Genomic DNA, 20,770 nt, shown 5'->3' on the forward strand with positions numbered 1-20,770 from the left:
AAACGAATCTATTATCTATTAATTAGAGTGTAAATGCAATCGATATTGAAGGCGATGCTTCTGTTTGATTACATTACATATTATACGAGGAGGAAAATGATGAAAAAAGTAAATGATGGATTTCCAAAAGATTTTTTATGGGGTGGAGCAATTGCTGCTTGCCAGGCGGAAGGTGCATACGATGTAGATGGTAGAGGATTGTCTACATCTGATATTCATCGTCATGACCAAGGAATGGATAGGAAGAATATCAAACAAGAAGGTGGTGGAACCCTTCAAGAAATTAAAGATTTGATTGCCGATAAAAAAGGATACTTTCCAAAACGTTATGGAATCGATTTTTATCATACATATAAAGAAGATTTAGCATTTATGAAAGAGATGGGGTTTAAGAACTTTAGAACAAGTATTGCTTGGTCAAGAATTTTCCCTAATGGAGATGAATTAGAACCAAATGAAAAAGGTCTAGAATTTTATGATAATTTGATTGATGAAATTATCAAAGATGGAATGGAACCGATTATCACAATGTCACATTATGAAATTCCATTACATTTAGTTACAGAATATGGAGGGTTTGCAAATCCTAAAGTAATTACGTTCTTTGAACGATATGCGAAAGTATTGTTGGAACGATATAAAGGAAAAGTTAAATATTGGATTCCTTTTAATCAAATCAATTTATTACCAACAGTAATGTTTGGTTCACTTGGTATTTATAATGATCAAAGTGAAAATATGGATGAACTTATGTATCAAGCAGCACATAATCAATTTATTGCAAATGCGAAAACAAAAGCGTTAGCTAAAGAAATTGATCCAGAAGCAAAAATTGGAGTTATGCTTGCCGATTGTACATTCTATCCAAATTCATGTTTACCAGAAGATATTGTCTTGACTATGCAGCGTAACCGTATGCAATATTTCTTTGGTGATGTTCCTCTACAAGGGGAATATCCTGGATATGCTTTACGCTATTTCAAAGATCATAATATTCATATTGATATTACTGAAGAAGATGAAAAGCTTTTGAAAGAAAATACGATGGATTATTTGGCAATTAGTTATTATGCATCTTATGTGGTTGATTCTACCAAACATTCAATGAATCCAAGAGAAACAAGTCAAAACCCACATCTAAAACCAACTCCATGGGATTGGCGAATGGATCCATTGGGATTGTATAACAGTATTTCTCAATATTGGGATCGTTACCATACACCAATCATGATTGCGGAGAATGGGTATGGAGCAATTGATAAGGTTGAAGCAGATGGAAGTATTCATGATGAGTATCGTATTGACTATTATCAAAAGCATTTAAAAGTAATTAAAGACTGTATTCGTGAAGGTGTAGATGTATTTGCCTTTTGTGCCTGGGGACCAATTGATATTGTTAGTTCATCTTCGGCAGAAATGAGTAAACGTTATGGATTCGTTCATGTAGATTTAGATGATCGAGGACAAGGAAGTGGAAAGCGATCTAGGAAAGATAGTTTCTATTGGTATCAAAAGGTGATTGCTGAAAATGGTGAAAATTTAGAATAAGAATAGAAGACACATATGTGTCTTCTATGTTTTGATAAGAAGGAGAAAATAATGGATAGATGAATATATCATTTTTAAAAAAAGTTTTATTCCTTAGTATGGGAGCAATAATTTTAGGTATTGGTATTGGTTTGGCTATTGTATCGGGACATGGTGGAGATGCAATCTCTGTTTTTAGTGAGGGGTTGAGCGAAACTTTTAAGGTTACAATAGGAACGGCATCGATTGGGTTTTATATATTATTTATGATTCCTATGTTGGTTATCGATAGAAAGCAATTCGGGATAGGCACAATCGTATCCCCGTTCATATGTGCGATAACATTGGATTTGTTCTTAACCTATGTTTCTTTTGAAATGACTACCATAGAGACGGTATTGTGTATGGCTATTGGAATTGTTTTAATTGGAATCGGTATTGGCATATATGTTAGTGTTGAATTAGGACGTTCAAGTTATGATGCAATAATTTTGGCGATTAGTAAAAAATTAGGAAAACCATTATGGATAATAAAGAGTAGTGGCGATTTGATACTTTGTATTTTTGGATATATGCTAGGCGGAACACTTGGCTTAGGACCAGTTTGTGCAGTTATCTTTATTGGACCAATTTTGGAAATGACACTTAAATTTATTGATTCAAAATAAGAAGCATGAAATATCATGCTTTTTGTTTTGTGTAGTGTATATGGCAGGGATATTTTATGAAAATTTAGACGTATATATTATTTATGATATAATAAGTTGGCGAGGAGAAACTTATGCGACTATTGAAGAGTTTTTTTTATGACTTTAAAAATGTATTTACAATTGACGATAAACTGATTGTAATTTTAGCGGCATCGTTGTTTTTACCGTTTCCAATAACCGTAGTAACAATTTTAGGTATTGGTATATATGTATTAGTAAAAAGTGATTTTAGAAGTAATTTGCGTAGTGTGAAACGCTCATACATTTTACTTTTATTTGCCTTGTATTTAATGGTTACTTCTTTAGTTAGCGGTAATTATTTAGGGTTGGCATTGGCTTTTGGTATGTTATTTTTATTTATTGTAGTTATCTATTATCGAAAATATATTCATAAAGAATTATTTGAGATTATCTTGGATGTAATGATTATCATGAGTATAATTTGTGTGGTTGTTGCAATTGGGGAACAATTTTATTATTTGAATACGGTAGAGAAGATGAGCAGTTTTTTTGATATTCAAAACAAGCCAGCACATCGGGTACATACGTTCTTCTTCAATGCGAATTATTATGCAATGATGATAGCGTTTATTGAAGTTGTTTGTATATATAAATATATTACGATTCCTAAAGCTAAAAAACGTATCGAGTATGTTTTAGCGGGCTTATTAAATTTATTTGCCTTGTTTTTGACGGGTGGAAGATTGGGCTGGCTTTGCATAGCACTTGCAGTCTTAATTATGATTCTTGTGAATCGATGGTATAAAACGTTTATTGCAGCTTGTGCAGGAATTGGAGTAGGTGTAGGCGTATTATCTATGAAGCCTGGATTGATACCGCGTTTGGCAGAAAAGGGATTAGATATTGGTAGACGTGCACGTATTTATGAGGCGGCTCAAATGATGATGAAAGATACATGGATGTTTGGACGAGGTCCATTAACGTATTATTATTGTAATGCGGATTACTATGATGCATATGTGAGTGAATATGGATCTTCCCATTTGAATAAGCTTGGTATTGATGCACCACATTCACATTCTATGTTTTTAGAACCATTTATTTCTTTTGGGGTGATAGGTTCGGTTATTATAGGTTGGTATCTTATTAGTCAAGTGAAACGGATGATACGGTTGTTTACACGAAAAGTAGATATTGCACTTGGTTCTTTAATTTTAGGGTTTATAGTTGTTACGATTACTTTTTGTATCATTGATTTTCCGATTTTCTGGGTACAAACAGGTGGTTTGTTTCTGTTGGTTTTGGGATCAAGTGATATGTATAAAAAGGAAGTGGAATGATGAGCGTTGTTGACTTTGTTGAATACTTTGTATATTTTACAAGTTTTGGCTTGTGTATGTATGCATTGAGCAGTGTAAAGTTTGATAAATTTACACATGTGAGTAATCCTTTAAAAGTTCAATTGCTTTGGATTTTATTGGCAACAGGTTTAGCATATATAGTTTCGCAGTTCATTTTTGCATTAACAATTTATAGTTAAAAAGTGCATAATATTATAACAAAATCTAAGAGACTGATGAGGACGAGAAAACCTTACAGTCTTTTTTATGAAAATGTTTAATTTTTGATAATTCGTGCTATAATGTAAAAGCGTAATTATAAAAATAGAAAGTGAGGAAGTGTAGATGTTTTTTACAAAAGAAGTTGGAATCGATTTAGGTACAGCAAATTTACTGATTTATGTAAAAGGAGAAGGAATCGTAGTTGATGAACCTTCCGTTGTAGCTATCGACGCAGATACAAAGAAATGTTTAGCCGCTGGAGAAGAGGCAAAAGATATGTTGGGAAGAACACCAGGAAGAGTTTTGGCAATTCGTCCATTGAAAGGTGGAGTTATTGCGGATTTTGAAGTTACCGAAATCATGTTGAACTATTTCCTTAAAAAGATTAATATTAAAGGACTTTTTAATCGTCCTACAATTTTAATCTGTTGTCCTTCTAATATTACTAGTGTAGAAAGAAATGCGATTAGAGACTGTGCATATCGTGCAGGAGCAAAGAAAGTGTATATTGAAGAAGAACCAAAGGTTGCTGCTGTTGGTGCTGGTTTGGATATCAGTAAACCAAGTGGATGTATGGTTTTAGATATAGGTGGTGGTACTACCGATATTGCTGTGTTATCTCTTGGCGAAATTGTTACTTCTTCATCTTTAAAAATAGCAGGAGATACACTTGATAAAGATATTATCAAATACGTAAAAGAAAATAAAAAATTATTAGTAGGTGAAAGAACTGCTGAAAATATTAAAACCGAAGTTGGTACAGCATGGGCAAAGTCTAGAAATGAAACGATTGAAGTTAGTGGTCGTGATTTAGTGACTGGTTTGCCACATAAAGTTACGTTGACAAGTGCTGAAACAGAAGTTGCATTGCGTGAAAGTTTGCAACAAATCGTTGCTGCATGTAAAACAGTGCTTGAACAAACGCCTCCAGAGTTATCAAGTGATATTGTGACACGTGGAATTATTATTACAGGTGGTGGAGCATTGCTTCATGGATTGGATGAACTTTTATCAAATGAATTGAATGTTCCAGTTTATGTTGCTGAAAATGCACTTAGCTGTGTAGCAGAAGGTTGTGGAGTATTGTTAGAAAATTTGAATTTAGTTCGATAAGGTGAGGTGAGATTATGCAATGGTTTGCATACTTTGTTGTTCCCTTAATCATATCTGTAATATTGACGCCAATTGTTAATTGGATAGCGTTAAAATTAGATATATATGCTCACACAAATGAAAGAACAATACATAAAGGTAAAATTGTACGTATTGGTGGTGTTGCCATTTATGTTGCTTTTATCTTAGCTATGACATATTTTTCAGATGGTATTGATAATGCAATCCAAGGGTTGTTAATTGGTTCTGCAATTATGTTTTTAGGAGGTTTGATTGACGATATCGTTGATTTAAATCCTCTTTTAAAATTAGCATTTCAATTTGCTGCAGCATTTGTTCTTATTCAAATTGGTGGAGTAGAGTTGGGAACTATCCATTTACCATTTAATATCGTTATTGATATGGGGATTATTTCCTTATTAATCACGTTTGTTTGGGTCATTGGAATAACAAATGCAATAAACTTAATTGATGGTTTAGATGGTTTAGCTGGTGGTGTTAGTACAATCGTATTATTGACAATCGCGGCAATTTCCATTGCTGATGATCGAGCGGATATTGCAATGATAAGTTTAATTGTTGCAGGTGCAACATTGGGATTTTTATTTTTTAATTTTCATCCAGCAAAGTTATTTATGGGTGATTGTGGTGCACTTTTTTTAGGATTTGTTGTTGCCGCAATCTCGCTCATGGGATTTAAAGGATCTACATTCATTACATTAGGTTTTCCAATGTTACTTTTGGCGGTGCCAATTATTGATACGATTAGTGCAATGTTACGGAGACTCTTAGGCGGAAAACGATTTACGGATGCTGATAAAGGGCATCTTCATCATGTGCTCATGAAACGTTTTGGACATCGGAATACCGTGTTTATTATCTATGCAATTACAATAGCTTTTGGAGTGAGTGCGTATATTTATATTTCAAATAAGACGATTGGACTTGCTTGTGTAGCGGGTTTATTTGTAGGATTAGAAATATTCGTTGAAAAAACACATATGATATCGAATAATTTTCACCCATTGACATCATTATATAGATTAATATTTAGAAAAGAAGATAAAGAATAAGGTTGCTTAACGTTATTCTTTTTTTATATAATAAGGATATGAAGAAAATATTTATAATAGCACTTGTTGCCTTTTCTTGTATTGCATGTAGTTCAGATTCGGATCCTGTTGATCCAGGTGTATCGAATGTAGAGTTATATGATGAAGTTGCAGCATATGAAGCAAAAATGAAAACACTAGACAGTTATAAAATCAGAAAAACAGAAGATGTGGAAGTTCCAGTTTGTGGAGCAGAAGAAATTAGTGTAAAGAAAGAAAATACAAATCCAAGGGAGTATCAAGTTATAAAAGATGGTGATGATATTGCATACTTTTGGAAGCAAAAGCAAGAACAAGAAATTCAATATCGTATAATTTATTATAAGAATGGTAGCTTTTATGAGGAATTCACACAGATGAGTGGTTCAGTAAATCTATTACCTGATTGGAGTAAAGAACAAAATGATACATTGATAATGGATAAAGTATTTCATGAAATTGATACGACTTATTTTACAGTAGATGTGAAGGAGGAAGAGGGGAACAAAGTTTATACATTTACGCTAAAAGATGCAGATGGGTATAATAAAAAATATAACACAGATCGTGATTCTACTTGTGGAATTAAAGGTGACTATGTTGGACAAAAATTTGAATTAAAAGTAAACAAAGATGGATATATAGTAGAAGAAACAGTAGAAGAGACGGTAAAATATAAGTATAACGATCAAGTGCATGAACGATTAAATACAGTGAAGTATGAGTTTTATGATTTGAATGTACCAAATGAAATTAATTTCTATTTCTTATAAAAAGCAGAGAATACCCTTTGCTTTTTTTAATTTCCTAGGAAATAGTTTCCCTTTTGTGTAATAAATTACTAGAAGGGGGATATGCATGGAGATAGAAGAATTAAGTGTTTATCTAAAAGAAGGGAATTTACATAAGAAAGCAAAAGAACAATTGTATTGGCCAAATGTATGGAATATGTATATCGAAGAAACAACATCGGTATATAATTGTTTAACAACAAAAGAAGCATTGGTTAGAATGATATCAGAAGTGAATTTTAAAAACCGCTCACAAGCGTCATCTTGTGAAGAATTGGGAGTTTGGATTCGTGTGGGTGATATTTGTTATATTGATTTTGGAATCAATTATATAAATGAAGCAGGATTTCAACATTTTGGTGTAATCTTGGCAATTCGAAATAATAAGGTGTTGGTAGTACCTATGACGAGTAATGTGAAAGCGTATCGTGATGCACAAGGTAATGATGGAAAAGGGCATTTGATGGCAATTGGTAAAATAGAAGGTATGCATCGAGAGTCGACATTATTTTTAAATGATTCAAAGTTTATTAATTCTGCTAGAATTATCGATGTGAAGGCACATATTTCAACAAATAGTGAATTGTTTAAAAAAATAAAACAGCGATTTCACGAAATGATAGGATAATGATATAATACTTACATGAAAAAAATGGCTGGTACATGGGTCGTAGCTGTATCTGGTGGATCAGACTCAATGGCCTTACTTGATATGTGTTATCAAGCAAAGATGGATATTGTTGTCGCTCATGTAAATTATCAAAAAAGAAGCAGTGCTTCACGTGATGAAAAAGGGGTTGAAAGCTATTGCTGGAAGCGGGGAATCCCTTTTTTTAAGCATGTGGTAGAACACTATGATAGTGGTAATTTTCAAGCACAAGCTAGAAAGATACGGTATTCTTTTTTTAAGGAAATAATAGAGCAAGTACATGCAAAAGGTGTTTTGGTAGCGCATCATTTGGATGATGTCTTAGAAACTTATATAATGCAAAAGAAGCGTAAAAGTATTCCTGAATATTATGGAATCAAGGATGAAGTAATTATTTATGGCGTGATGGTAAAGCGATTGCTTTTATCTTATAACAAAAAGGAGTTAGAGATGTATTGCGATGAACATGCTGTTCCTTATTTTTATGATGAATCCAACGATAGTGATGTGTATACAAGAAATAGAGTTCGTCATGAACAAATCGTGCAAATGAATGTTAATGATAAGGAAAATATGTTGAAATGTATATGCAAGGAAAATTTACAATTGCAAAAAAATCGAGAAAAGGTTATGGAGGCTTATAAAGATAACGATGGTAGGTTAATAATATCTCATATTATGTCGTATCCAAAAGCTTTTAGTTTGGATTATTTGCGTTATTGGATAGTGATGAAAACGGGTATTAAAAAGGTATCAAGGAAAACGTTAGAAGCTATTTATAACAATATGGAGAAATCAAAAAATTGGACTTATCCATTGTCTGATATATATCAACTTTGTTGTGATTATGGAGAGGTAACAATTGAAAAACGAGAAGCTTTAGGTTTTTCTTATCAGTTTACAAAATTAGAATATATAGAGACATCATATTTTAAAATATGTCAAAAAGGTGAAAAGATTGAAGGGGTTTTGGTTGATGATAAAGATTTTCCAATTACGATTCGAAATTATCGTCCAGGTGATAGAATAAGCCTTCGTTATGGAAGTAAAAAAGTGTCAAGATTTTTAATTGATCGCAAAATTTCTCGAAAAGAGCGTCAATTATGGCCTGTTTTAGTCAACAATATGGGAGAAATTATTTTTGTTTGTGGGATTGGGTGTGATATCGCACATTATGGTAACAATTTTAATATGTTTGTGGTAAAATAGGTTTATTGTTTAGGAGGATTTTTTAATGCATAAAGATGTTGCTGAAATCTTAGTTACAAGAGAAGAAATACATGCGAAATGTATTGAGTTAGGAAAACAGATTACAGAAGATTATAAAAGCAAGGGAGAAATACCTTTGGTAGTAGGTTTGCTTAGTGGCTCTGTACCATTTATGAGTGAGCTTATGAAAAATATTGGCTTGGATATTTGCATTGATTTTATGGATGTTTCAAGCTATGATGGAACAACTTCGGTTGGTTCAATTAGAATTGATAAGGATTTATCAAATTCAGCAGCAGGTCGTTCGATCTTGTTAGTAGAAGATATTATCGATACAGGAAAGACACTTACTGAAGTAAAGAGAATGTTGGAAAACAAAGGCGCAGTAGATGTGAAGGTTGTTTCAATGTTAGATAAACCTGAACGCCGTACAGAAGATATAGAAGCTGACTATGTTGGTTTCACAATTAAAAATGAATTCGTCATTGGGTATGGTTTAGATTACAATCAAAAATATCGAAACCTTCCTTATGTTGGGATATTAAAAAAAGAGGTTTATGAATAATAGGAGGAGTCGTTCATGAAAAATAAAAAAGGGCCTTTATTGTTGTTGCCTTACCTTGTATTATTGGCGCTTCTTGGAATGCTGTTTACATTAAATGAAACTTCTAATACAAAAGAGTTTACATATAATGAGTTTGCTAAAAAAGCAGAAAAGATGGATTTCAAAGATGTAGAAATGGGTATTGGTGAGGTTGTTATTGATGTAAATGGTAAATACGTCAACAAAGATAAGAAAGAAACTAGTTTTAAGGTTACTATTCCTAAAACAGATAAAAATATAGCATGGCTTCAAGATGTTTTAGATGATGGGAAAAATAAAGTTTCAGTTTATGAGCCAAGTAACGAAAATGTATTTTTAAGTTTATTTGTTAACTTTTTTCCAATAATTTTATTTGGAATTATGATATTCTTCATGTTTAGCAAAATGGGTGGTGGAAATCAAAATAAAGCATTTGAGTTCGCCAAATCACGTGCTAAGATTCAAGGAAACATCAAAACACGTTTTAATGATGTTGCTGGAGCAGATGAAGAAAAAGAAGAAGTTAAAGAGATTATTGATTACTTGAAAAGTCCAAAGAAATTCTCTGACATGGGAGCTAAGATACCAAAAGGTATGTTGATGGTAGGTCCTCCAGGTACTGGGAAAACATTGTTGGCGAAAGCAGTTGCTGGGGAAGCGGATGTTCCGTTCTTCTCAATTTCAGGATCTGACTTCGTAGAAATGTTTGTTGGTACTGGGGCAAGTCGTGTAAGAGATATGTTTAAAAAAGCAAAACAAGCTGCACCATGTATCGTATTTATTGATGAAATCGATGCTGTAGGACGACAACGTGGAGCAGGTATGGGTGGAGGAAACGATGAACGTGAACAAACCCTAAACCAATTGCTTGTTGAAATGGATGGTATGGAAGAAAATGTTGGTATTGTAGTTATTGCTGCAACCAACCGTCCGGATGTATTGGACCCTGCACTTTTGAGAAGTGGACGTTTTGACCGTCAAATTACGGTAAGTCTTCCAGATAAAAAAGGAAGAACAGAAATTTTGAAGGTACATGCACGTGGTAAGAAATTAGCTAAGAATGTAACTTTAGAAAATTTAGCAAAACGTACACCTGGATTTAGTGGTGCAGATTTAGCCAATGTTTTAAACGAAGGTGCAATTTTGGCAGTTCGTGATAAACGTAAAGAAATAACAATGGAAGATCTTGATGAAGCAATCGATAGAGTTATGATGGGACCAGCTAAGAAATCTAAGAAATATACGGATTCTGACAAACAGTTGGTTGCATATCATGAAGCTGGACATGCAGTTATTGGAATTAAGTTGGAAGATGCTGATATGGTACAGAAAGTTACAATTATCCCTCGTGGTGAAGCTGGTGGATATAACTTGATGACACCAAGAGAAGAAAAATACTTTCATCGCAAAAAAGAGTATATGGCACAGATTACTGGTTTGCTTGGCGGACGTGTATCAGAAGAGCTTGTATTTGGAGAGATTAGTGCTGGTGCAGTAAATGATATTGAGCGAATTACAAAGATTGCTAAGAATATGGTACGTGTATTTGGGATGTCGTCTTTAGGACCAATTCAATATGCAGATGCACAAGGAAATGTATTCTTGGGTAGAGATTATAATAGTGGTAATGCGTATTCAGGTGAGGTAGCATTTGAGATTGATAAAGAAGTTAGAAAGATTGTAAATGAATGTCATGAGCAATGTAAGAAAATTCTTACAGAAAATCGCAGCTTACTTGATTTAATCGCAAAGACACTTATTGAAGAAGAAACGCTTACAAATGAACAAATCAATAATTTGGTAGAACATGGAACAATTGATTCTCCAGAATCAAAAAAAGAAGATAAGGAAATTCCTACTTCAACAAGCCAAATCATTGGTGATGTAATCGATGAAAATGAATAATAACAAAACAAACAGCACATGTCATTAGACAGGTGCTGTTACCTTTTATATAGAATATGATATAATGACGAAGATTAAAGAGGTGGAATATGAAAGATCAATTATTAAAAGCTTTAGCATGTGATGGACATGTTCGAATATATATATGTAATACAACAGGGATTATCAATTATGCTCAAAAGCAACATGATTTATGGCCAACAGCGAGTGCGGCTTTAGGTAGAGTGTTAAGTGTTGCGAGTATGATGGGTGGTAATCTTAAAAGTGATAAAGAAAAACTTACCATTACCATCAATGGTGGTGGACCAATTGGGACAATTATGGCAGATGCTTATTATGGTGGAAATGTAAGAGGTTTTGTAAGTGAACCACACGTACATTACCAATATAATGACACTGGGAAATTAGCAGTTGGTATAGCAGTTGGTACAGATGGATATTTAGAAGTAAAAAAGGATTTTGGTCTAAAAGAAGAATTTGGTGGCCAAGTTGCTCTTCAAAATGGCGAGATTGGTGATGATTTTGCTTATTACTTTGCACTTAGTGAGCAAACACCATCGGCTGTATCGGTAGGTGTTCTTGTAGATTCGGATAATACGATTATTTCGTCAGGTGGATTGCTGATTCAAATGTTACCAGATGCAACAGAGGAAGATATAGAAAAAACAGAAGCGGTTATTAAAACGTTATCACCTATGTCGGAACTTATCAAAGACAATGTGTCACTAGAGGAAATAGCGAAGTCTTTATATGATGATGTGAAAATATTAGAAGTGAGTGATATTGCGTTTACTTGTAATTGTAGTCGTGAAAAGGTGGAAAATGCAATTAAATTAATTGATAAGAAGGATTTACAGGAAATGATTGATGAAGATCATGGAAGTGAGGTATCTTGTCAGTTTTGTAAAACAACATATACTTTTAGTGAAGCAGAGTTAAAAGCAATCTTAGATAGTAAGGAATAAGTATGTGGAAAATTAATGATGTAGAGATTAAAAATAAAATTGTTATAGCTCCAATGGCTGGCATTAGCAATGCTGCTTTTCGTAGCATTTGCAAGGAATTTGGTGCAGGTTTGATATGCTCAGAAATGGTGAGTGATAAAGCTTTGTATTATGATAATATAAAGACGCTTAAAATGACGCAAGTTCTAGAAGATGAGCATCCAATGAGTATGCAAATTTTTGGTCATGATATTGATAGTATGGTGTACGCTGCAAAACTTTTGGATACAGAAACAAACTGCGATATTATCGACATCAATATGGGCTGCCCAGTAAACAAAGTGATTAAATCAAATGCAGGTTCAGCACTTATGAAAGATGTGGAACATGCATGTAAAATAGTAAAGGCAGTCGTTGAGAATGTAAATAAACCAGTAACGGTGAAAATGCGTGCAGGTTGGGATGTACACTCAATAAATGCGGTAGAATTGGCAAAAGGAGTAGAAGCAGCTGGTGCTAGTGCTGTTTGTGTTCATGGACGAACAAGAACGCAGATGTATGAAGGAAAAGCAGATTGGCAAATTATTAAAGAAGTAAAAGATGCTGTATCGATTCCAGTAATTGGGAATGGTGATGTCCGTAGTGTCGAAGATATGATTCAAATGCTAGAGTTTACTGGTTGTGATGCTATATCCATTGGACGTGGCGTTTTGGGTAATCCATGGTTAATTAAACAGTGTGCACATTATTTAGAAACTGGTACATTTATGGATGAAATACCTTATCATGAAAAATTCAAGTTAGCAAGAAAACATGCACAAAGACTTTGTGATTTAAAGGGCGAGAAAATTGGAATGAAGGAGATGCGTGGACATGCTGCATGGTATATCAAAGGAATGCCATCTTCACATCAAGTCAAAAATGAATTATCAGCAATGAATACATATGACGAAATGGATGAAATATTTAGTAATTATGAAGTGAAAATAAAAGCATATGAATTGGAAATTTCTAATACATAGTAATCAAATAAACCGACCCTAAACTTGGATGCCAAGAAAGAGTCGGTTTATTTTAGTTCTTTTTATATCAATGTTAATAGTTCTTTCATTGATTGAATCGTTTTTTCGTAGTCTACTTCAGGTTCTAGCGAAATATAATACTGATAGTTTTTATTTATACGTTGAAGAAGTTTTTGATAATCAATATCACCTTCTAATAAAGCTCGATGAAGAAAAGGTTTTTCAGAAGTTTTATCATACTGATAGTTTTTTAAATGAATATGTCTGATTTTATCGTGAATCAAATCATACTCATTTTCTAAAGATCGTTTCAGATATTTCTTCGGTACCTTGTGTTTCTCTGCACGATATGAATTTGCTGGATCCCAAAGTAATTTTAAGTTGGGGCTAGCAATTGCTTCAATGACTTTCATTGTCATTTCACCTTTTGGCAAATGAGAATATGGACAGTTTTCTAATACTAAAATTACTCCATATTTTTCGGCAATTTTTACAGCCATTTTTAAATATTCAATAATTTTTTGAATATCATCGTCTGTTCCTACAACAACGACTTCTTCATTATCAGGAAACCGAAATGGAAATATTCTAACCGTTTGGCACTTTAGCTTAATTGCTATTTCGCATGCACGTTCTAAATATTCCAAGTGTTTCTTGACATCCCCTTCGATTGCGTAGAAGGTCGGATTGAATAAAGATACTTTATAATTTGGGTATAATGGGCATAAAAAGAAAATAGTACTTGCAATGTTTGCAACTTGCATATCATAAGAATTTAAAATCTTTTTAATTTCATCTACTTCAGTATCTGAACATTCTTCAATACTTTTTCCAAATACATTATGTAGCTCAATGTTTGAATAACCTAATTCTTTTATCTGTTTACAAGCTTCTTCTAAATTAGCATGAACTTGATCAGAAATAATAGCATGGATCATAATAGACCTCCTTATATTTCTATTATAGAAGTTAAGAAATAGAAAAGCAATATATGATATAACATTATAATTTAATAAAATTAGATAAAAGTTGACAAATGTATTTAAAATGCATAAAATGAATACGATTGATAAGTAGTGATGAAGAGATGAGTAGTTTATGAAACAAGTGAAAGAGAGTCCTAGTTGGTGGAAATGGATGATGTTGTCATAGATGAATAAAGACTTGGAGCTAAGCGGGTGATTCACGAGATACGAATTGGCTAGATTTAGTCACTAAGGTTAGTAGAGTGATCTATTAACGAATTAGGGTGGTACCACGATGTAACTCTCGTCCCTATCAGGATGAGAGTTTTTATATTTTTAGGAGGAAATTTGTATGGATAACTTAACAGAACAAGAAGTAGTAAGAAGAGAGAAAATGAAGGAATTAGAAGAGCAAGGAATATTACCATTTGGTGAACGTTATGAGCGTACACATAAAAGTGGTGAAATCAAAGCTCTTTATGCTGATAAAGATAAAGAAGAATTAAATGAATTGAATGTACATGTGAAAATTGCTGGTAGAATTATGACAAAGCGTCGTCAAGGGAAAGCAGGATTTATGCACATTCAAGATATTGATGGACAAATTCAAATTTATGTACGTAAAGATGTGATTGGTGAAGATGCATATGAAATATTTAAGAAAAGTGATATAGGAGATATTGTAGGAATTGAAGGAATGGTTATGAAAACCAACCATGGTGAACTTTCAATTAAAGCAGAAGTATATACACACTTAGTAAAAGCATTGCGTCCATTACCAGAGAAGTTCCATGGATTAAGTGATGTGGAAGAACGTTATCGTCGTCGTTATGTAGATTTAATCATGAATGAAGATTCAAGAAAGATTGCAATAACTAGACCAAGAATCATTCGTGCAATTCAAAAATATTTAGATGATAAAGGACTTATTGAAGTTGAGACACCGGTGCTTCAACCAATTCTTGGTGGAGCAGCAGCTCGTCCTTTTGAAACACACCACAATACATTGGATATGCCTTTCTATTTAAGAATTGCTACAGAGCTTCCATTAAAACGATTGATTGTTGGTGGGTTAGAAGGTGTTTATGAAATTGGACGTCTATTTAGAAATGAAGGAATGGACCGTAATCATAATCCAGAGTTTACAACTGTAGAAGCATATGTTGCATATACTGATATGTATGGCATTATGGATCTTTGTGAAGGATTATTTGAAAGTGTAGCAAAGGAAGTATGTGGTACAACAGATATTGAATGGAATGGAAAGACAATTTCTTTAAAAGCACCATTTAAACGAATTCACATGGTAGATTTAATTAAAGAAGAAACAGGAATTGATTTCTTTAAAGAAATGACATTTGAAGAAGCAGCTGCATTGGCAAAGGAACATAATATTGAAGTTGAAAAACATCATACAGGAATAGGACATATTATAAATCTATTCTTTGAAAAATATGGAGAAGTTACATTGGTTCAACCAACATATGTATATGGGCATCCAGTTGAAATTTCACCATTGGCAAAGAAAAATGTTAAGGATCCAAGATTTACGGATCGTTTTGAATTGTTTATCGATGGTGCAGAGTATGCAAATGCATTCTCAGAGTTGAATGATCCAATTGATCAAAAAGAACGTTTTGAAAACCAATTGAAGGAAAAAGAATTAGGAAATGATGAAGCGAATGAAATGGATGTTGATTATGTGGAAGCACTTGAATATGGTATGCCTCCTACAGGTGGTATCGGTATTGGTATTGACCGTATGATTATGTTGCTTACAGGGTCTACTACAATTCGTGAAGTGTTGTTGTTCCCACATATGAAGGATAGAAGTAAATAGAAGTTTATTTTATATTGAATAGTATTTGCATTATATTTAGATGAAGAAAGACGCAAATGCAACGTAAAATTTTACATTGCATTTGCGTCCCTTAATAATAAGTGATGTGGTTGTGATTACATAAAAAAATACAGTTTAGTGATAAAAAGATAAACTGTATTTTTTTGTGAAATATGGTAAGGGAAATTAATTATGTTAGGGTAATATATAATAAAGGGAAAAGCAAATAAGTATTTAATTGTTATTATAAGGCTGTAATTATATAATTAGAGAAAAGGATGTGTTTAGATGAATAAAAAAGAAATTGTAGTTTTTAAAGATAATGACTTTGAAATAAATGTTAATTTAGACTTGGGGGAAGAAACGGTATGGTTGACGCAGAAAGAGATTTCTACTTTATTTGGAAAAAGTCAATCAACTATTTCTGAGCATATTGCCAATATATTTAAAGAAGGTGAATTGGATGAAATAGGCAATATCGGAAAAACCGATATTGCAAATTCTGATAAGCCTGTAAAAGTATACAACCTAGATGTTATAATATCGGTCGGATATAGGGTTAAGTCAAATCGAGGAGTATTATTTCGGAAATGGGCGAATTCGATTTTGAAGCAATATTTATTAGATGGCTATGTAATAAATGAAAAAAGAAAAGATAGTATAAATTACTCACAGCTTTTTGGATTATTAAATAATTTAAGTAATGCAGGTGTGATAAATAATATAACAAGTGAAGGATTATTAACTTTTTTAAATTCATATCAAAGAGGATTAGAAATATTAGATAATTATGATCATCAAACACTAATAATTCCAAAGGGATTGCAAGATACATATAAACTAACTTATGAAGAGTGTATAAAAGTTATTAGAGAATCTAGTTTTAAAGATAAAGGGGATTTGTTTGCAATAGAAAGAGATAATTCATTTAGCTCAAGTATTCAAACAATTTATCAAACATATGATGGAATAGAATTGTATCCAACACTTGAGTTAAAGGCAGCAAATTTACTTTATTTAGTTACAAAAAATCATAGTTTCATAGATGGTAACAAACGAATTGCAGCAATTATGTTTTTATATTTTTTGAATAAAAACAATCATTTAGAAGACAAAGGTATTAAACGGATATCAAATGAAACATTAGCAACTTTAACAATATTAATTGCTTCATCAAAGCCAGAGGATAAGGAAAGTATAATTAATTTGATTATGGTATTAATAGCGTAATAGTAAGTGTAACAAATAATTGCAAGAAACAATATTTGTATATTAGGAAGCATTAATGTGTTTTTTTATATTTCTTATTCTTTATGCTATAATTACGATGAATTTTAATTACGTATTAAAAAGGAGAAAGATGTATGGTTTATCTTGAATATCATGATAATAATTTACACAATTTTTGGCAAATTGAAATAGATGATAATTATATTACATTTACCTTTGGAAGTATTGGAACAGCAGGGCAAAGCGAAACAATAGAATTTGAAACTGCAGAGCTGGCGCAAAAGGAAGTATCTAAGCTAATTGCTCAAAAACGCAAAGAAGGTTATAAAGATATTAATAATGTATCAAAAAAGAATCAAGAAGATATTGAAAAGAGAATTAACCAACTTAATGAATTTATTTGTAAACTTAATAAGTTCAAAAATGATTCATCTTCGGCAGCAGATAATTATTATAGTATTGCAATGAAGGAAAGCATGGAAGATATTGATAATGAAGTTGATATTTATAATTTAGGGATAAAGTATACTTCGTTACGTCCTTTGATTTATGATGTTTTTAATGAACTTATGAAGATGTTTGAGCAAGGTGATATTCTTTGGTTTGATGAAGAAACACAAGCTGGTCTTATACTAGCAAAAGAATTTGCATTATCAAAGCAAGAAGATATATCATTGATGATTCGTTTTATCAATTGTTGTGATATTAATCATGAAGTTTATATTATGGATGCTGTTATTGCAATATGGAATCGCTGGGGGTTTCGTAAGGAAACCTCTGATTTAGTTGTTGCATATATGTTGCAGAGTCAACATGGTATAGAATTACCAATTGCTCTTGATGAAGAAGAGATGAAGATAAAAGAAATTGTAAAAGATCCAAAATCAGCAAATATCATTTTATCAAGTATAAAAAAGTGGATTGATAGTGATGCTTTAAGGGCGGTTTATGAACATCGAAGTGAACATTCACTTGAAATGTTTATGGTTGAGATGTTACCAGAGACCATTGGGTCACTTTTCTCTATGGATAGTGTTGAGGCAGAAGAAAGTGCTCAAAAATTTTATACATTGTATAAAAAAGGGAAGACACCTAAGATAATACAAATAACAAATTTAAAAAAAGAGCCTCTTATAAATGGAAGTGATGAAATATTTTTATCGACGATAATGGAAGCAATTGAAGATTTATCAGAAAAAACATATAAATGTTTAAAAAAACATGATGATTTAAATATGAAACCTTTTGATGAATCAGTAATTAAACGAAAAGGATTAGCACATACTTGTATAATTAATATAAAAGGAGAAAAATATAATAAACTTGAATATTTTTCTATTGGAAATAAAATAAATTCTGCAACATTTGAAAAAGATCGATATGCGGAGAAAACATTTAATAATATTAACTTTTCTGAAGTTTCAGATTCTTATATAATAAATACTTTATTTCCTACAGTAGCAAAATGGTTGGAAGATAAGATAGATGAACAGGCTTTTGATAATTTATATAGTAATTTCCTAGAATTGCATATAGCTGTTTGGGATTCAAAAAAGGCAAGAGCAAAAATTACGATTGATCGTCGAAATAAAACTCGTCATATAAAATTGAATAATTAAAAAAATGGTCTTATTGAAACGACGCCAAAGACTTGGAACACCAAGAAAGGGGTCGTTTTTATATGAAACTAGCAATAGAGGATAAAACAAAATTATATTAAGAAATGAAAACATGATGCTTTAGAAAATGCAGATAATTATATTGTATGATTTAGAACCTTTTTTTAGAATGATTCGTCTAAGGAGTAGATGCTACTAAGAGCATAAATCAATGAAAGTTAGGAGATAAACTATGCAAGAAAAATTAAATGTAGAGAATTTAGAAAAATTTGTGGATGAGTTGATTGAGAAAATAGAGAAAAAGAATATTAGCATTAATAACTATGGTAGTTATTATAGTGGACTCTATAATGATTATATGGAAGGCTTCGATGAAGATGTATTGACAGATAATTTAATTCAAACAGAAAAAGGAGAATCTATACTAAGAAAGTTAATTAATCACTTATACTTATATAATACTTCTAGTTATGCATTGCAATTGTGGAAGAATGATGAGGTGCAAGCTGGTGAAAGAGCTGCTTATAGATTGGCAGAGAAGAATATCAGTGATGTTGATTTATATGCGAAGTTAGTTAGCTCAATGGATTTAAATCATGAAGTTAATCAATGTGAGGATGCAATGCATCTATATGAAAAGTGGGGGTATAATAAAAACACTTATTCACTTTTGATAAGTAGAATTGTAAATCTAGGACAATATGGAGATGAGTTTATTGAGGAAGTTGAAGAGGATGTACTTGTTGCTTTGGAGGAATATGAAGATTATGCTTATTTCCGTAAACTCTTAATTAATATGGGTGGAGGAGATTTACAGGGTTATATGTTTGGTGAAATAATATTGAGCAAGGTTATTGAAAAAACGACAGAGGGTGATGACAATATCTTACAAGGATATTTAAATAAAGCAATGCGAGAAAGTGAGCTATCAATAGATACTATAACTGTATTATCAGATTATATTGATGAAAAAAGTCTTGATGATAGTATTGCTTATATAAAAGAGAGAATGGATAGTGGGTTTTTTGAAAATGATGATGAATTAAATATCATTATAATTAACTACTTTAATCGTTATGTGAAAGATAAATGTACTGCTCTTAGTACAATTAAAAAAATGGAAAACTTATTAACGCTTATGAGTCCTGAGAGTAGAGAAGCTTATGCTAAAGAAATAGAAACGTGCATAGAGAATTTTTATAATAATAAAAAGCAAGCATTAGAGAAACTACATCAAAGTTTTAATAGTAATTCAGAAGATTACATTTATACAGTGGAGGAAGCTAAAAACAAGGGTTTAGAAGTAGAAGAAGATATTACGAAAGTTTTTGAACAAGAGTTTCTTGTTATAGTAGGAAGCCCTAATTGTATATTAAATCCAAATAGTGTAGATTATATCCATCAGGCGTTGCATGAATTGAATGCGAGAAAAGATGATTTATTGAGTGAAACAGGGATTAAGTTGTTGCATTCGGGTGGTTTTTTGGTTAGTAAATTTGATGAATGGGTAATTGATTATAAAAGTTTCCCTTATGAAATGTATTGTGTAATTTATAAAAAGGGTGAGAAACCTCTAGTCTTTTTTGGAAAATATCATTATATAGAATTAGCCCTTTCTTGTCAGTCTAATTGGCCATCAACGCAAGCGGAAAAAGATAAATTAAGAGATGAATATTTTGCAGGCTTAGGTGATAAAAAGCGTAATGATGTAGAGTGGTTGGAAGCAGAAGATTATTTTGAAAGTTTTGAAGGTGACAATCAGGCTAACGTGAGTTGGTTTTTATGGGATTATGTAATCGATGAATATGGCGAAAAGTTTTTAGACAGTTTGGATAGAAACGATGGAATTATCGGAACTACAAAGGATGTCTATCGTGCGATACTTGCAGATCGTCATAAAAAAGTTGCAGTATTAGAAATGTTGGTAAACAAGTTGATAATAGAACAACCAGAACATAAAGAATACTGGGAAAATAAGTTGAGTAAATATTAGGGATAGTAAGAAGGTATTGATACTTGGTTTAGAACAGTGTCTAGTAAAAAAACCAG

The 20,770-nt window shown here is 32.1% G+C and carries 18 protein-coding genes; 17 read left to right on the forward strand and 1 reads right to left on the reverse strand.

Annotated elements, in window-relative coordinates; genetic code table 11:
- Nucleotides 1-99: 99 nt before the first annotated feature.
- From M2475_RS06690 to dusB, 13 genes are all read left to right on the forward strand, one after another.
- Nucleotides 100-1,548, forward strand: coding sequence for a family 1 glycosylhydrolase (locus tag M2475_RS06690; protein WP_277490396.1), 1,449 nt, complete (start codon nucleotides 100-102; stop codon nucleotides 1,546-1,548).
- 59 nt (nucleotides 1,549-1,607) lie between these two features.
- A complete protein-coding gene (locus tag M2475_RS06695; protein WP_277490397.1) occupies nucleotides 1,608-2,195 on the forward strand; it encodes a YitT family protein in 588 nt (195 codons plus the stop codon).
- Nucleotides 2,196-2,308: 113 nt separating this feature from the next.
- Nucleotides 2,309-3,538 carry an O-antigen ligase family protein gene (locus tag M2475_RS06700; protein ID WP_277490399.1) on the forward strand — a complete coding sequence of 410 codons (1,230 nt, stop codon included), beginning with the start codon at nucleotides 2,309-2,311 and terminating at the stop codon, nucleotides 3,536-3,538.
- Entirely contained in the window at nucleotides 3,538-3,738 is a 201-nt protein-coding gene (locus tag M2475_RS06705; protein ID WP_277490401.1) for a DUF1146 domain-containing protein, read from the forward strand. The genes M2475_RS06700 and M2475_RS06705 overlap by 1 nt, the downstream gene beginning before the upstream one ends.
- A gap of 145 nt (nucleotides 3,739-3,883) precedes the next feature.
- Nucleotides 3,884-4,873: a rod shape-determining protein gene (locus tag M2475_RS06710; RefSeq protein ID WP_277490402.1), complete on the forward strand. Its 990-nt coding sequence runs from the start codon at nucleotides 3,884-3,886 to the stop codon at nucleotides 4,871-4,873.
- Between the two features lie 14 nt (nucleotides 4,874-4,887).
- Complete coding sequence (locus M2475_RS06715; protein WP_277490403.1) at nucleotides 4,888-5,946, forward strand: MraY family glycosyltransferase; 1,059 nt, start codon at nucleotides 4,888-4,890, stop codon at nucleotides 5,944-5,946.
- 38 nt (nucleotides 5,947-5,984) lie between these two features.
- Entirely contained in the window at nucleotides 5,985-6,737 is a 753-nt protein-coding gene (locus M2475_RS06720) for a hypothetical protein (protein WP_277490404.1), read from the forward strand.
- Nucleotides 6,738-6,822: 85 nt separating this feature from the next.
- Entirely contained in the window at nucleotides 6,823-7,383 is a 561-nt protein-coding gene (locus M2475_RS06725; protein ID WP_277490405.1) for a hypothetical protein, read from the forward strand.
- Between the two features lie 15 nt (nucleotides 7,384-7,398).
- Complete coding sequence (tilS, locus tag M2475_RS06730; protein WP_277490406.1) at nucleotides 7,399-8,613, forward strand: tRNA lysidine(34) synthetase TilS; 1,215 nt, start codon at nucleotides 7,399-7,401, stop codon at nucleotides 8,611-8,613.
- 25 nt (nucleotides 8,614-8,638) lie between these two features.
- The gene (hpt, locus tag M2475_RS06735; RefSeq protein WP_277490408.1) at nucleotides 8,639-9,178 is read left to right on the forward strand and encodes a hypoxanthine phosphoribosyltransferase; all 540 of its coding nucleotides are present in this window, start codon (nucleotides 8,639-8,641) and stop codon (nucleotides 9,176-9,178) included.
- Nucleotides 9,179-9,193: 15 nt separating this feature from the next.
- Entirely contained in the window at nucleotides 9,194-11,101 is a 1,908-nt protein-coding gene (gene ftsH / locus M2475_RS06740; RefSeq protein ID WP_277490409.1) for an ATP-dependent zinc metalloprotease FtsH, read from the forward strand.
- An 89-nt stretch (nucleotides 11,102-11,190) separates the two neighbouring features.
- Nucleotides 11,191-12,066, forward strand: coding sequence for an Hsp33 family molecular chaperone HslO (gene hslO / locus M2475_RS06745; protein ID WP_277490411.1), 876 nt, complete (start codon nucleotides 11,191-11,193; stop codon nucleotides 12,064-12,066).
- Between the two features lie 2 nt (nucleotides 12,067-12,068).
- Complete coding sequence (dusB, locus tag M2475_RS06750; protein ID WP_277490413.1) at nucleotides 12,069-13,067, forward strand: tRNA dihydrouridine synthase DusB; 999 nt, start codon at nucleotides 12,069-12,071, stop codon at nucleotides 13,065-13,067.
- Nucleotides 13,068-13,129: 62 nt separating this feature from the next.
- Here dusB and M2475_RS06755 read toward each other — a convergent pair whose 3' ends face one another.
- Nucleotides 13,130-14,005, reverse strand: coding sequence for a sugar phosphate isomerase/epimerase family protein (locus tag M2475_RS06755; protein WP_277490414.1), 876 nt, complete (start codon nucleotides 14,003-14,005; stop codon nucleotides 13,130-13,132).
- Nucleotides 14,006-14,384: 379 nt separating this feature from the next.
- Here M2475_RS06755 and lysS point away from each other — a divergent pair, with 379 nt between their 5' ends.
- From lysS to M2475_RS06775, 4 genes are all read left to right on the forward strand, one after another.
- Nucleotides 14,385-15,872, forward strand: coding sequence for a lysine--tRNA ligase (lysS, locus tag M2475_RS06760; RefSeq protein ID WP_277490415.1), 1,488 nt, complete (start codon nucleotides 14,385-14,387; stop codon nucleotides 15,870-15,872).
- A gap of 288 nt (nucleotides 15,873-16,160) precedes the next feature.
- On the forward strand, nucleotides 16,161-17,102 hold the full coding sequence (locus M2475_RS06765) for a virulence protein RhuM/Fic/DOC family protein (RefSeq protein ID WP_277490416.1): 942 nt from the start codon (nucleotides 16,161-16,163) through the stop codon (nucleotides 17,100-17,102).
- Between the two features lie 134 nt (nucleotides 17,103-17,236).
- Entirely contained in the window at nucleotides 17,237-18,721 is a 1,485-nt protein-coding gene (locus M2475_RS06770; RefSeq protein ID WP_277490417.1) for a WGR domain-containing protein, read from the forward strand.
- A gap of 232 nt (nucleotides 18,722-18,953) precedes the next feature.
- On the forward strand, nucleotides 18,954-20,714 hold the full coding sequence (locus M2475_RS06775) for a hypothetical protein (RefSeq protein WP_277490419.1): 1,761 nt from the start codon (nucleotides 18,954-18,956) through the stop codon (nucleotides 20,712-20,714).
- Nucleotides 20,715-20,770: the final 56 nt, after the last annotated feature.

Origin of the sequence: Breznakia sp. PF5-3 (genome assembly GCF_029504745.1) — a bacterium.
Classification (GTDB): domain Bacteria; phylum Bacillota_I; class Bacilli_A; order Erysipelotrichales; family Erysipelotrichaceae; genus Breznakia.

Excerpts from the sequence above, each read along its gene's own strand:
- M2475_RS06775 (WP_277490419.1), top strand. The coding sequence starts at position 18,954 with ATGCAAGAAAAATTAAATGTAGAGAATTTAGAAAAATTTGTGGATGAG.
- M2475_RS06770 (WP_277490417.1), top strand. The coding sequence starts at position 17,237 with ATGGTTTATCTTGAATATCATGATAATAATTTACACAATTTTTGGCAA.
- ftsH (WP_277490409.1), top strand. The coding sequence starts at position 9,194 with ATGAAAAATAAAAAAGGGCCTTTATTGTTGTTGCCTTACCTTGTATTA.
- M2475_RS06755 (WP_277490414.1), bottom strand. The coding sequence starts at position 14,005 with ATGATCCATGCTATTATTTCTGATCAAGTTCATGCTAATTTAGAAGAA.
- tilS (WP_277490406.1), top strand. The coding sequence starts at position 7,399 with ATGAAAAAAATGGCTGGTACATGGGTCGTAGCTGTATCTGGTGGATCA.
- lysS (WP_277490415.1), top strand. The coding sequence starts at position 14,385 with ATGGATAACTTAACAGAACAAGAAGTAGTAAGAAGAGAGAAAATGAAG.
- M2475_RS06710 (WP_277490402.1), top strand. The coding sequence starts at position 3,884 with ATGTTTTTTACAAAAGAAGTTGGAATCGATTTAGGTACAGCAAATTTA.
- M2475_RS06695 (WP_277490397.1), top strand. The coding sequence starts at position 1,608 with ATGAATATATCATTTTTAAAAAAAGTTTTATTCCTTAGTATGGGAGCA.
- M2475_RS06715 (WP_277490403.1), top strand. The coding sequence starts at position 4,888 with ATGCAATGGTTTGCATACTTTGTTGTTCCCTTAATCATATCTGTAATA.
- M2475_RS06700 (WP_277490399.1), top strand. The coding sequence starts at position 2,309 with ATGCGACTATTGAAGAGTTTTTTTTATGACTTTAAAAATGTATTTACA.
- M2475_RS06765 (WP_277490416.1), top strand. The coding sequence starts at position 16,161 with ATGAATAAAAAAGAAATTGTAGTTTTTAAAGATAATGACTTTGAAATA.
- dusB (WP_277490413.1), top strand. The coding sequence starts at position 12,069 with ATGTGGAAAATTAATGATGTAGAGATTAAAAATAAAATTGTTATAGCT.
- hslO (WP_277490411.1), top strand. The coding sequence starts at position 11,191 with ATGAAAGATCAATTATTAAAAGCTTTAGCATGTGATGGACATGTTCGA.
- M2475_RS06725 (WP_277490405.1), top strand. The coding sequence starts at position 6,823 with ATGGAGATAGAAGAATTAAGTGTTTATCTAAAAGAAGGGAATTTACAT.
- M2475_RS06720 (WP_277490404.1), top strand. The coding sequence starts at position 5,985 with ATGAAGAAAATATTTATAATAGCACTTGTTGCCTTTTCTTGTATTGCA.
- M2475_RS06690 (WP_277490396.1), top strand. The coding sequence starts at position 100 with ATGAAAAAAGTAAATGATGGATTTCCAAAAGATTTTTTATGGGGTGGA.
- hpt (WP_277490408.1), top strand. The coding sequence starts at position 8,639 with ATGCATAAAGATGTTGCTGAAATCTTAGTTACAAGAGAAGAAATACAT.
- M2475_RS06705 (WP_277490401.1), top strand. The coding sequence starts at position 3,538 with ATGAGCGTTGTTGACTTTGTTGAATACTTTGTATATTTTACAAGTTTT.